Source organism: Bacillus paranthracis (assembly GCF_001883995.1).
Lineage (GTDB): Bacteria > Bacillota > Bacilli > Bacillales > Bacillaceae_G > Bacillus_A > Bacillus_A paranthracis.
In genome coordinates this window covers 76,958-90,039 of record NZ_MACE01000083.1, presented here as the reverse complement: position 1 = coordinate 90,039, position 13,082 = coordinate 76,958, and the positions used below count along the sequence as shown (strand labels likewise).

The window sequence follows — 13,082 nt, the reverse complement described above, 5'->3', positions numbered from 1 at the left end:
TAAACGGGATCCCGAGTTTGTAGTCTTACTATGTGAAAACAGCAAGAGAAGAAAGCGTCATTCACTTTTAAAAAAGGAAAATTTGCTTACGCGAAGTGTTTATCACAATAACATTATAATGATGAAAGAGAAATCCCCTTATCAGAGAGATGAGTTAAAGTATATCTCTGATAAGGGAGATTCTTTTTATATAAATTATTATGTTGTGAAGATGAGTTGTATATCGATATATAAATTTTTACTCAAAAAAGAACTATATAGGTTCTTTTCATTGTATATCATTTTTGAAAGGGTTTACATAAAGGGGTGGAATTGCGTATGAATATGTACCTTTTAATGATTACATTATTATCAATTGTAATTGTTATTTTAGGGGTATCGTGGTGGAGATGGCACGCGTTTATTAGTTTAACGATTGCAAGTTTATTTTTAGCAATTATGTCTGGAATGCCAATGGATAAAATAGTGAGTGCTTATGAAACGGGAGTCGGAAGTGTTCTTGGGCATTTAGTAGGTATTTTAGTATTAGGTACAATTTTAGGGAAAATGATGGCAGAGTCAGGTGCTGGAATGCAGGTGGCAGAGTTCTTTATTAAATCCTTCGGAATAAAAAACTTACCATGGGCGATGTTAATTGCAGGTTTTATTATTGGAATTCCAGTATTTTTTGAAGTAGGCATTTTAATATTATTGCCGTTAGTAATTTCTATTCATAAAACAACGAAACAAAATATTTTATTGATAGCATTACCAGCAATTGCTGGGTTATCTGTCGTACACGGCCTTGTTCCTCCGCATCCAGGGGCAATCGTTGCAATAGGTATTTATAAAGCGAACCTTGGGAAGGTACTATTGTATTCACTCATTATTACATTTTTTGCAGCGATTATTGCAGGTCCTATATTCGCTAAATGGATTCACAAACGTGTAATTCCTGAAAATGAGCCAGAATTGATTCGTGTAAATACAAAATCAACGAAATTACCAGGAATAGGAGTTTCGTTTTTAGTTATATTGTTACCTGTAATGTTAATGGTGTTAGCGGCAGCAGCTCCTTATGTTCCGCTTTCTACTACTTTGATGAAGATGGTCACCTTAATCGGTAGTCCTATCATTGCACTTTTGATTGCATGTTTTGCAGCGTTTTATTTTCTTGGATTTCGTCAAGGTATCGATAAAAAGGCTATTAAGAAGGTAACAGAAGATAGCTTATTACCAATCGGTTCAATCGTTGCGATTATTGGTGCCGGCGGGGGATTTAAGCAAATTCTTATCGATAGTGGTGTAGGGAATGCTATTGCTCAAATGTCTGAGCATTTAGCACTATCTCCAATTGTATTAGCATTTATGGTAGCTGGATTAATTCGAATTGCGACAGGGTCAGCGACAGTCGCCTTAACAACAGCAGCGGGTATCGTTTCGCCAATCGTTGAAAATACGACAGGTGTGAATTTAGAATTACTCGTCATTGCAACGGGTGCAGGAGCATTAATGTTTTCTCACGTAAACGATGCTGGGTTCTGGATGGTAAAAGAATACCTAGGTTTAACAGTGAAAGAAACATTTAAAACATGGACAGTATTAGAAACATTACTTTCATTTATCGCTTTTGGAGGAGTTTTACTACTCGATATGTTTGTTTAAAATAAGGATGTTTTTATAGTGGGATACTGTAGTAATTTTTTGTTAGGAGGAAGAAATGGTGAGTTCAAAATATATGATTGGTGTAGACATTGGGACAACTAGTACAAAATCAGTTCTATTTTCTACGGATGGATCTGTTATTGCAAGTCATGGAATTGAATATCCTTTATATTCTCCTACGCCGGAAACAGCAGAACAAGACCCAGAAGAAATTTTTCGTGCAGTAATACATACGATTAAAGAAACTGTACAGTCAAGTAGTGTACAGCCGCATGATATTCTTTGTGTTTCTTTTAGTTCGGCAATGCATAGTATCATTGCTGTAGATGAGAAGGGAAAGCCGTTAACGAGATGTATTACTTGGGCAGATAATAGAAGTGCAAGCTGGGCAGAGAAAATAAAGAATGATATGAATGGTCATGAAATTTATTTGCGGACTGGGACACCAATTCATCCGATGTCACCACTTTCGAAATTAGTTTGGCTACAAAATGAGCAGGCAGAATTGTTCGCAAAAACTTATAAATTTATTTCTATTAAAGAGTATGTTTTTTATAAGTTATATAAGGAGTATGTAATTGATTATTCTATAGCATCAGCGACAGGAATGTTCAATTTGAAATCTTTAAAATGGGATGAAGAGGCTTTACGTGTAGCGGGCATTACAGATGATAAGCTTTCTAAACTTGTTCCAACGACGCACAGCTTAACAGGATTAGATGAAGAGCTTGCCAAAGAAATGAATGTACTTGTTTCTACTCCATTTGTAGTAGGAGCGAGTGATGGAGTCCTATCCAATTTAGGTGTAAATGCAATAGATCCTGGCGTTGTTGCTGTGACAATTGGTACAAGCGGTGCGATACGTGCTGTAACAAATCGTCCTGTAACAGATCCAAAAGGTAGAATTTTTTGTTACGCCTTAACTGAAGACCATTGGGTAATTGGTGGACCGGTTAATAACGGTGGTATGATTTTCAGATGGGCTCGTGATCAATTAGGTACTTCAGAGATTGAGCTTGCGAAGCGTTTAGGAAAAGATCCATATGAAGTGCTTACTGAAATAGCAGCAAAAGTGAGTCCGGGGTCCGACGGTTTATTATTTCACCCGTATTTAGCAGGAGAAAGAGCGCCTTTATGGAATGCAAATGCGCGAGGATCTTTCTTCGGACTTGGATTGCATCATAAGAAAGAACATCTTATCCGTGCTGTTTTAGAAGGAGTAATTTATAATTTATACACCGTTCTTCTCGCTTTAAAAGAACTCATTGGTGAACCGAAAAAAATTCAAGCGACAGGTGGTTTTGCAAGATCGGAACTTTGGAGACAGATGATGGCAGATATTTTCCATCAAGACGTATATGTTCCGGAAAGTTTTGAAAGCTCTTGCTTAGGAGCAGCAATCCTCGGTTTATATAGTTTAGGTGAAGTAGATACGTTGCATGTAGTTTCTGAAATGGTAGGGGCGAATTTCCACCATGAACCAAACATGGAAAGTGTAGAAAAGTATAAAGATTTAACACCAATCTATATTCGTCTGTCTCGTCAATTGGAAGAAGAATATGAAAGTATAGCAGCGTACCAAAAAAAGTGGGTTTAAAAGCTATTTAACAAGAAAATATGGTAACGTATAAAGAGGTACTCTAATTTTTTAGGATACTCTTTCAACATAAAATATTATAGGAAGTAAGATGAATGAAAAATATAGGGAGAGAGGGTTATGAAAATGAAGGATAATAAAGAGTTTATTGGATATGTTGGAACTTACACGAAAGAAAAAAGTGAAGGAATATATAAGTTTATTTTAGACACGGAAGCAAAGAAAATTAGTAATGTAACACTTGCGGCCAAGTTGGATAATCCTACATATGTAACGATTAACCGAAATAATGAATATCTCTATTCCGTTGTTAAGGAAGGAGAATCTGGTGGTGTAGCTGCTCATTTGATTGATAGTAAAACTGGAGAGCTAAAGGAGAAAAATAGACAAGTGGTAGAAGGGGCTTCTCCTTGTCATGTGAGTGTTGATAGTGGGACTCACACGGTAGTTACAGCAAATTATCATAAAGGAACGATTGAGTCTTTCGCAGTAAATGAAGAAGATGGATCTGTAAATCCTGCGACCTCTATTATAACGCATAAAGGTTCAGGTCTGAATAAGGAAAACCAAGAGAAACCACATGCGCATTACGCAGGATATACGCCTGATGAAAAATATGTGGTAGGTGTTGATTTAGGGATAGATAAAATAATTACGTATGAAATAAAAGATAGTGTATTAAAAGAAGTGAATAGCTTGGCTGTAAATCCAGGAAGTGGTCCGAGACATATTACTTTTCATCCGAATGGAAAGTATGCGTATGTGATGACGGAGCTTAGTTCAGAGGTTATTGTGTTAACATATAATCCGGCAGAAGGAGCTTTTACAGAAGTACAGTATATTTCTACTATTCCTGCCGCGTTTGATGAAAATAATCAAGGAAGTGCGATTCATATTTCTTCTGACGGCCAGTTTGTATATGCAGGCAATCGTGGTCATAATAGTATCGCTGTTTTCAGTGTGGATCAAAACTCAGGTGAGCTTACATTTGTGGAACACACATCTACAGAAGGAAATTGGCCAAGAGACTTTGTATTAGATCCTACTGAAAAGTTCCTTATTGCTTCAAATGAAAAGTCGCATAATCTTGTATTATTTTCAAGAAATGAAACGACAGGGAAGTTAACACTTTTACAATCTGATGTTGTTGTGCCGGAGCCTGTTTGTGTTAAGTTTTTAAATGTTTAAGTTGTGTTGAAGCTGAATGCATGCAGAGGTGTCGTTATTTGTCGGTAAGTCGATATCCTTTGTCGAAACGTCGATATATTAAAAAAATCGTTGATATATTTGAATTTGTGTTCGATATATTTGAAAAATCGTTGATATAATTTCATATGCCTAAAAAAAAGCAAAGCGATATCGCTTTGCTTTTTACTGTTTCTTTTTCGGTCTACGTACTAACTCGCCGCCGCAGTTTGGACAAACGTTATGTCTTTCTTCTGTACATGGTGCACAAAATGTACATTCATATACGCAAATGTATGCTTCAGAATCTTGTTCTAGCGATTGATCGCAAATTTGACAGTTTGTTTTCATTTGTAGTGCCATAGTAACTCTCCTTTTAGTTTGAATATTTATAATTTAATTATAATTCAATGAGCAGAGTTAGTCCTTTTCAATTGAAAGGAAATAGAATGATAAAGTTGTGATTTGAAATGAAAGGCGCTCGTTTATTTTTAAATTGATTATTTCATGCAGTTAGAATATTATGAAATAGTCAAAAGACAACAGGGGGTATACATTTTGACTAATCATAACGATCATTTAAAAGCAAACTGCGAAAAATGCTTCGGTTTATGTTGTGTGGCGTTACCGTTCGCAGCGTCAGTAGATTTTGCAGTGAATAAAGATGGTGGTAAACCATGTTCCAATTTACAATCAGATTTTAAATGCAGCATACATAAAAATCTTCGTGGAAAAGGTTATAAAGGTTGTACAGTATTTGAGTGTTTCGGCGCTGGACAGAAGATTTCTCAAGTTACATTTAACGGGATTGATTGGCGGAAAGATGCTAAGCATGCGAGAAAAATGTATGATGCTTTTCCAGTTATGCATCAGCTCCATGAAATGCTTTGGTATTTAAATGAGGCTATTTTATTAAAGGCGACACAATCGATCCATAAAGAATTAAGTAAAGCAATTGAAGAGACGGAGCGACTTTCGAATTTAAATGCGGACGAGTTAATGAAAGTAAATATCCCATTACATCGTGCAGAAGTGAATATTTTACTTTTAGAAACGAGCGAACTAGTATGGAAAGAAATGAATACTGCGCGTAGGAAACGAATCATACACCGCGGCGCAGATCTTATGGGAGCAAACCTGAAAAAGAAAAATTTACAAGGGGCGAATTTAAGAGGAGCATATTTAATTGCGGCAAACTTAAATGGTGCAAACTTACGAGGGGCGGATCTCATTGGAGCAGATTTACGAGATGCAGATATTCGCGGGACTGATTTTACAAATAGTATTTTTCTGACGCAAGTTCAAGTTAATGCGGCGAGAGGGGACAAACATACGAAATTACCGAAATTGTTGTCCCGGCCATCGCATTGGGGTGCGTAAAGAGTGTAAAAAGGCAGGCAGAGATATTTAATCTCTGCCTGTTTTTCATTTCCTTTCAAAAGTAGTAATGAAAACGCTACATATAATAAGAATACCACCAATAAAAAAGTTACTATTTAATGTCTCATTTAATAAGAACCAACCGAGCAACGAACCGACGATAGGTTGGAAGAAGAAAAATAACGAACCGATGCTAGCGTCCATTAATTCTAATCCTTTATTCCAAAGGAAAAAGGCACCTGCCGTTGAGATGATTCCTAAATAAAGTACGCCTAATACTACATATAGGTTCATATGTTCAATAGAGTTTGATTGAAATTCCCATATCATAAAAGGTGTAATAAAAAAGAGTGAAAAGAAAATAGCGTACGTTGTAATCACTAAAGATGAAAATCGAGCTGAAGCAATTTTTACATAAATAGATAGTAAAGCCCACGTAATAGCTGCCTCGACTAATATGATTGTACCGATAAAATAGGAGCCAATTTCAATATCCCATCCGATTACGATAATGACACCGATTGTCGCTATGATGGTAGATAGTAATCTACGAGCGGTTAGTTTTTCTTTTAAAATGATCGCTGCAAATATAACCATAAATGCAGGTGTAGCTGATGTTACTAAAGATCCTGTATGAGCGTCGGATAATTTTGTTCCGATAAATTGACAAGTGATCGAAATGAAATATCCGATAAATCCAATCCAAGCGAATAATAGCCAATCTTTTTTACGAATGGTTACTGTTTTCTTTTGCTTTTTCTCAGTAATTTTTAAAATCATATACAAAACAACAAAAGCAATGATAAAGCGTAGCCAAACGAGTGTGAGTGGTGGGATAAAGTCGAGTACATATTTGCTAACAACATACATACCGCCCCATATACTAGCTGCTAGTGATAAACATATAGCTCCTAAAATGGTTTGTTTCATGTAAAGTACCTCCGTCTATTTTTAGGGTATGATGAGTTCCCTAAGACGAGGCATAGTGCACGTGTTATATGAATGCCCGTCTTAGTTTATAGACGGCCTACAGGTTGATCGTTTTCGAATGAAGTGTTGTAGTACATGTGTATTCCTCCTTCTTAAGTTATAATGATATTATAACTTAATTTTCTGATTATTGGAGGTTGTTATGAAATATATCGTTATAAAATCACATGTTAGCAATTATCCTGATCCAATTCGCTTAGAAGAGGGGGATGTAGTGAAAATGATAGAGAGTTACGATGGTCCTGAAAATTGGGAAAACTGGATGTTTTGTCACGAAGAGAAATATGACCGGAAAGGGTGGGTTCCGGAGCAAATTATAATGAAAAATATAACTGATGTAGGAATCATTACGAAACAATATACTGCCAAAGAATTAAATGTAAGTATTGGAGAAAGATTGATTGGGTTAGAAGAATTGAATGGATGGGTTTGGTGTGAAAAAACAGGTGGTGAGGATGGCTGGGTACCAAAGGAAAACTTACAAAAATATTAGTAATACGATTTGGTTATTAATATAGGAAACATATTTTTAGTTTATGAGTATATTGGTTGTAGGATGAAAAATAGATTAATAGAGAAAGAGGAGATTATTATAACTACAACCGTTATTTCTCATTTTTATAACGAAGAGTATTTATTACCGTGGTGGCTTGCTCATCATACGAAACTGTTTGATCATGGTATTTTAATTAATAAAGGCTCAACAGATCGTTCGGTGGAGATTTGTAAGAAATTCGCACCGCATTGGGAAGTGCGAGATTCTGTAAATCCAGAGTTTGATGCATATGCGACGGATCATGAAGTGATGAGGGTAGAACAAGAAATACAAGGATGGAAAATGATTTTAAATACGACTGAGTTTCTTTGTGTGCAAGATAAAAATCAGTTTTGGAAATCACTAAATGAATTGGGAGGGAGGATGTATTGGCTAGAAGGGCTTATTATGGTTGATGATCCTAACTACAGTTATCCGGACCTTAACTTTGGACTCCCTTTAATGAAACAGCGATTTCATGGTTATTTACCAGAAGATTGGCCGTTGTGGAGAAGAGGTAGATTTATTCATAATCATGAACACGGAAGTTATACAGTTGGAAGACATTTATCCGCGCATGAATCTATGATTTATCCCCCTCTTGCTTGTATATTATGGTTTGGATTTAGTCCGTGGAACGATGCGATGAGAAAGAGAAAGTTACAAATTGGTCCGACTCTTTCTGAAGCTAGTAAGCATGGGGGGATGGGTACACACCATATTATTACGCCGGAAAGATTAGAAGAATGGTATAAGGAATTAGCAAGAGGAACGAAGGATTTACGTTTTAGTGATGCGTACCGTTATGTTTTTGTATAAATGATTCCCACCATGAAATTGTTGCTTCGATTCCTGTATTTAGATCGTATGTCGGTTTCCAGTTTACTTCAGTTTTTAAACGTTCTACATTAACGCCGACAAATAAAGGTTCATCTTTAGAGAAAGGTATTGCACCTAGTTTAATTAGATGTTCTTTTCCTATCTTTTTCCCAATGATAGATGCTAATTCTTTAATTTGTACAGATTGACCCGAAGCGATATTGATTGTGTCTGTAACGCCATGTTCTAATACTGTTATGAGAGCATCAGCGACGTCGCTCACATGGAGGAAATCTCTTGATTGTTTTCCATGTGTACATAGTGCTTCCTCGTTTTTTAATAAAGAAGTGATGATGTTAGAAACGAGTCGATTCCCTTGTTCGTGAGGGCCATACATATGAAAAATGCGGCCCCAACACATGCTGAGGCCTGATTGCTCAGCGTACGTTTGGAGCCAGGAGTGTAGTGCATTTTTACATAATGAATACGGGGTTTTATAAGAAAGAAGCGGTGAATCTTCAAATAATACACCGTTAAACCATTCATACTCTGCGCCAGTCCCGGCAACGACGACTCGCTTTCCGCCGCATGTTGTGAAGTGTTGAATCAATGAGATACTAGACGTAAGCCAATAGTAATTATTGATAGATACATAACACGCTGGCGGCACTGCTTCCCAAGCTAAATGAATGAGATGACTAGGCTTCATGTCGTAAATGAGTTTTTTTACTTCTTCATCGCAAAGTAAGTTGACTTTATGCCAATGGCAAGAAAGATGGGAAGGCTTATTTGTATTGTAAGTGGCGTGCACTTCATAGCCCTTTTGAATAAGAGAATGTACAACATATTTACCAATCCATCCGCTACCGCCTGTTACAAGGATTTTTTTCATGGCTCAATTACCTCAACTTCTGGTATTGTTACTAAAAATTTGCCGCCCCACTCACGAATGAAAGAGCATTCTTTCATAATCTCGTCTTTTAAATTCCAAGGAAGTATAAGAATGTAATCAGGTTTTGTACGTTTTATTTCTTCTGGAGATTTTATTGGAATGCGGGTTCCTGGTAGAAGAAGATTTTGTTTATGAGGGTTTTTATCTACTGTATAAGCTAGAAATTCTTTTCCTATCCCGCAATAATTTAAAAGGGTGTTTCCTTTAGCTGGCGCACCGTAACCGATAATTTGTTTGTTTAAAGCTTTCGCTTCGATAAAAAACTGTAAAATATTTATTTTCAATTGTTCGATGCGTTTAGAAAAAAGGAGATAACAATCTAATGTATTTAGCCCGTGATCCACTTCTTTTTGGATTAATTTTGTAACACTAGAATGGATAGTTGATTCGTCGCTATGATGTTTTACAAAAATACGTAAGGAACCACCGTGCGTTGCAAGTTCTTCTACATCGACAATTTGTAAATGATGGTGAGATAAAACTTTTTGCAGGCTTATAAGTGAGAAATAGGAGAAGTGCTCATGGTATATCGTATCAAACTGTTTAAAGGATATGAGGTTTAGTAAGTGAGGGAATTCAATTGTTATCGTGCCATCTTGTTTTAATAACGTTTTTAAACCGGCGACAAAATCATGCAAGTTTGGAACGTGTGCTAATACGTTATTAGCGATGATTAAATCAGCTTGTGGTAATTTTTTTGCTAAGTCGTTGCTGAAAAAATTCACTTCAGTAGGAATTCCTTTTTGGATAGCGATTTCTGCTACATTTTTTGCAGGTTCAATTCCCAATGTTTCGATATTTTCTTTTTGAAAGTATTGTAATAAGTACCCATCGTTACTCGCGATTTCAACCACCTTGGAGTCTTTCTTTAAATAGAAACGCTTAATCGCCATTTCTACATATTGTTTAGCATGCAGTAGCCAGCTTGATGAGTAAGAGCTAAAGTATAAATAGTCATGAAAAATATTGTGCGGAGATTCAAATTCATCTAATTGTACGAGTAAACAAGAGTGACAAACAAATGTGTGCAATGGATAAAATGGTTCCATTTTATATGCGTTTTCTGGAGAAACAAATGAGTTAGCGAGAGGAGAAACACCTAAATCTAAAAAAGTGTTGCTGAGTAATGAGTGGCAAAAACGGCATTTTTTCTGTTCCATTTTATAGCCCCCTTATAAATTTTTGAATGCATCGATTTGTTGTCGCGTGAAAGATTCGATATTTTCACCAGATGCATATTTTTTGTACCAATCAACAGTCCAAGTGATAGCCTTATCTGTTGATAACTTAGGAGTCCAGCCGAGTTTAGTTACTGCTTTTGTACTATCGAGTGTTAAAACAGGCGATTCATAAGGAGTGTTTGTAGAGGGGGAAGTGATCGTTAGTTGTTTATTCCATAATTTTATTACAGATTGAATGACATCATGAACGGTTCTGTTAGGTTCGTTCAACGGGCCGAAATTCCATGCTTCTGCATATGCAGCGTCTGTCCAAAGTTTTTCAGCTAAAAGGATATAGCCGTGTAAAGGATCTAATACGTGTTGCCACGGGCGAATAGCCTTTTTGTTTCTAATCGTTAATGTACCATCTTGTAAATATGCACGAATGACATCTGGGAATAATCGGTCTTCTGCCCAATCCCCACCACCGATGACGTTACCTGCTCTTACTGAGGCGAGTTTCTGAGTATTAGTGTGGAAGAATGATTTTTGATAGGATGTTGCCACTATTTCAGCGCAAGCTTTACTAGCACTATAAGGGTCGATACCTCCTAGCCGGTCAATTTCCACGAATGCCCGGTTACCGCTCCCGTCATTTTCATAACATTTATCACTTGTAACATTAATGATGCCACGTATACTTTCTGTATGTTTTGCAGCTTCCAATACGTGAACAGTGCCTAAAACATTCGTTTTAAATGTTTCGATAGGATCTTTGTATGAAGTGGTGACGATTGGCTGGGCAGCTAAATGAAATAGTATGTCAGGGTTATGATGTTTTAGGGCGTGTAATAAAGAATCGTAATCTGTAATGTCGCCTTTAATTGTTATGCACTCTTTTGCTACGTTACATTGTTCAAAAAGATTAGGAATCGATGGGGGATGAGAAGATAAGCCAACTACTTCTGCACCTAAAGAAGTTAAGAAAAGGGTGAGCCAAGAGCCTTTAAATCCAGTATGTCCCGTAATAAATACTTTTTTCTTATTCCAAAAAGATGAAGAAGCCATATTACCAAACCTTCCACGGAGCGTTATTACTTTCCCATAGCTCGACTAATTTATTTTTATCGCGCAATGTATCCATCGGATGCCAAAAACCAGTATGTTGATATGCTGATAGTTCGTTTTTGTTTACTAACTGAACTAAAGTGTCTGTTTCAAAAACAGACTTATCTCCACTAATGTAATTGAAAACTTCAGGGTTTAAAACGAAAAATCCACCGTTAACCCATCCGCCATCCCCGAGTGGCTTCTCTTGAAAAGATGTTACAGACTGTTTATTTAATATGAGAGAACCGAATCTACCAGGAGGTTGTACGGCGGTAACAGTTGCCATTTTTCCATGTTTTTTATGAAATGCAATAAGTTCTTTTATATTTACGTTGCTTAATCCATCACCATAAGTGAGGCAGAAAGGTTCGTCTCCAACAAAATTTTGAATTCTTTTCACTCGTCCTCCCGTTTCGGTATTTACACCAGTATCGATTAGTGTAACTTTCCACGGTTCTACACGTTGAGAATGGCTAGTAATTGTATTATCGCTTAAATGTATCGTGAAATCTGACATGTGTAAGTTGTAATTTAGAAAGAACTCTTTAATTGCATATCCTTTATAGCCTAAGCAAATAATAAATTCAGTAATACCGTAATGATTATACAAACTCATAATGTGCCATAGAATAGGTTTTGTTCCAATTTCAATCATAGGTTTCGGTTTTAAATGTGTTTCTTCCCCAATCCTTGTCCCGTATCCACCAGCAAGAATAACAGCTTTCATTTTTTCCTCCTAAAATAAAAATTTATAATATATACAGTATTCATATTGTATGCAAATGGTTTTGTTTTTGACTAAGTGCGTAAAAATGTGTGGAAAATGATGGTGTGAGAAATATTAAGGTTTAAATTTAGGGAATAATTGTTGATATTCAGGGTGGTTACGAAGATCTTGGGTTATGCTACTAAGCTCTAAAAATCGAGTTTCGAGTTGCTCAGGGGACTGACCATAATGTGTTTGAAGTCCCATTCGAACGCCCTTTTTTGAAAGGGTGGGTGTAATTTGTAATTTTCTTGCCTTTGTATGTTCGTTCCAAGGACTAAAGTAAAATTTAACAATGAATGAAGGGGAGTTATAAACGACATGTTGATGCCGCGTAAAATGTCTGCCTGGTAAATATGCACCATCAAGATGGTTGTGTATAAATCTCCAGGCACAGCCGATTTCTGGGTTATAAGGAAAAAGCCCATGATATCGTTGTTCTACTAAAGGAATGGAATATCTTAGTTTTGAATAATTGTAATCATGCTTATCAATCATGACAATCATTCTAATCGCATACATATTTTGACCTAACGTATGAAGTGATGAGAAAAATTCTTCTACATTGTTACAGCAAAGAAATTCTGTAGTATTTAATACCATCTTCCAACCTGAAACTTCTCTTTCAATTTCCATTACCTCAATATCAGTATTAGTGGGATCGAATTCAAGGAATCTTGAATCTCGTACTTCCCAGTGGGGAGCAAATAATTTACAAATTTCAACGGAACGATCTGTAGAACCTCTATTAATTAATATACCGTGATCAAATATTTTTGTATGATGCATAAGCCACCATGGTAATAAATACTCCTCGTTATAAAAGTGAGAGATAATAGTTTTAGTAATTTCAATCTCCTCCAATAGCATGAATAATAATTTTAATTAAATATTATTATCATATGTTTTGTATTAAAAAAGGTTGAAAGGAATATGCGATTCTA

The 13,082-nt window shown here is 36.2% G+C and carries 13 protein-coding genes; 6 read left to right on the top strand and 7 right to left on the bottom strand.

Annotated features, from left to right (window positions below; genetic code table 11):
- Positions 1-318: 318 nt before the first annotated feature.
- The 3 genes from gntP to BAQ46_RS28055 all read left to right on the top strand — a co-directional run bounded on the left by gntP (position 319) and on the right by BAQ46_RS28055 (position 4,429).
- Entirely contained in the window at positions 319-1,644 is a 1,326-nt protein-coding gene (gene gntP, locus BAQ46_RS28065; RefSeq protein ID WP_001057620.1) for a gluconate permease GntP, read from the top strand.
- A 55-nt stretch (positions 1,645-1,699) separates the two neighbouring features.
- The gene (gene gntK / locus BAQ46_RS28060) at positions 1,700-3,241 is read left to right on the top strand and encodes a gluconokinase (protein ID WP_000254936.1); all 1,542 of its coding nucleotides are present in this window, start codon (positions 1,700-1,702) and stop codon (positions 3,239-3,241) included.
- A 126-nt stretch (positions 3,242-3,367) separates the two neighbouring features.
- Positions 3,368-4,429 carry a lactonase family protein gene (locus tag BAQ46_RS28055; protein WP_428839392.1) on the top strand — a complete coding sequence of 354 codons (1,062 nt, stop codon included), beginning with the start codon at positions 3,368-3,370 and terminating at the stop codon, positions 4,427-4,429.
- Between the two features lie 183 nt (positions 4,430-4,612).
- On the opposite strand, the gene BAQ46_RS28050 is transcribed toward BAQ46_RS28055, so the two are convergent.
- Entirely contained in the window at positions 4,613-4,789 is a 177-nt protein-coding gene (locus BAQ46_RS28050; protein ID WP_001207874.1) for a DUF1272 domain-containing protein, read from the bottom strand.
- A gap of 195 nt (positions 4,790-4,984) precedes the next feature.
- On the opposite strand from BAQ46_RS28050, the gene BAQ46_RS28045 reads away from it, so the two are divergent.
- Entirely contained in the window at positions 4,985-5,806 is an 822-nt protein-coding gene (locus BAQ46_RS28045) for a pentapeptide repeat-containing protein (protein WP_071743306.1), read from the top strand.
- 45 nt (positions 5,807-5,851) lie between these two features.
- Here BAQ46_RS28045 and BAQ46_RS28040 read toward each other — a convergent pair whose 3' ends face one another.
- Entirely contained in the window at positions 5,852-6,736 is an 885-nt protein-coding gene (locus BAQ46_RS28040; protein ID WP_071743305.1) for a DMT family transporter, read from the bottom strand.
- A 202-nt stretch (positions 6,737-6,938) separates the two neighbouring features.
- Here BAQ46_RS28040 and BAQ46_RS28035 point away from each other — a divergent pair, with 202 nt between their 5' ends.
- Positions 6,939-7,289: an SH3 domain-containing protein gene (locus BAQ46_RS28035; protein ID WP_000875277.1), complete on the top strand. Its 351-nt coding sequence runs from the start codon at positions 6,939-6,941 to the stop codon at positions 7,287-7,289.
- Positions 7,290-7,352: 63 nt separating this feature from the next.
- Positions 7,353-8,150, top strand: a complete 798-nt coding sequence (locus BAQ46_RS28030; protein ID WP_000797328.1) for a glycosyltransferase family 2 protein — start codon at positions 7,353-7,355, stop codon at positions 8,148-8,150.
- Here BAQ46_RS28030 and BAQ46_RS28025 read toward each other — a convergent pair.
- The 5 genes from BAQ46_RS28025 to BAQ46_RS28005 form a co-directional block, all read right to left on the bottom strand.
- Complete coding sequence (locus BAQ46_RS28025; RefSeq protein ID WP_071743304.1) at positions 8,119-9,042, bottom strand: NAD-dependent epimerase/dehydratase family protein; 924 nt, start codon at positions 9,040-9,042, stop codon at positions 8,119-8,121. The genes BAQ46_RS28030 and BAQ46_RS28025 overlap by 32 nt on opposite strands.
- Positions 9,039-10,262, bottom strand: a complete 1,224-nt coding sequence (locus tag BAQ46_RS28020) for a class I SAM-dependent methyltransferase (RefSeq protein ID WP_071743302.1) — start codon at positions 10,260-10,262, stop codon at positions 9,039-9,041. Before BAQ46_RS28020 ends, BAQ46_RS28025 begins: the two co-directional genes overlap by 4 nt.
- 12 nt (positions 10,263-10,274) lie before the next feature.
- Positions 10,275-11,330, bottom strand: coding sequence for a CDP-glucose 4,6-dehydratase (rfbG, locus tag BAQ46_RS28015; RefSeq protein WP_061131015.1), 1,056 nt, complete (start codon positions 11,328-11,330; stop codon positions 10,275-10,277).
- 1 nt (position 11,331) lies between these two features.
- Positions 11,332-12,099: a glucose-1-phosphate cytidylyltransferase gene (rfbF, locus tag BAQ46_RS28010; protein WP_071743301.1), complete on the bottom strand. Its 768-nt coding sequence runs from the start codon at positions 12,097-12,099 to the stop codon at positions 11,332-11,334.
- Positions 12,100-12,213: 114 nt separating this feature from the next.
- Positions 12,214-13,008, bottom strand: coding sequence for a glycosyltransferase family 2 protein (locus BAQ46_RS28005; protein WP_001997813.1), 795 nt, complete (start codon positions 13,006-13,008; stop codon positions 12,214-12,216).
- Positions 13,009-13,082: the final 74 nt, after the last annotated feature.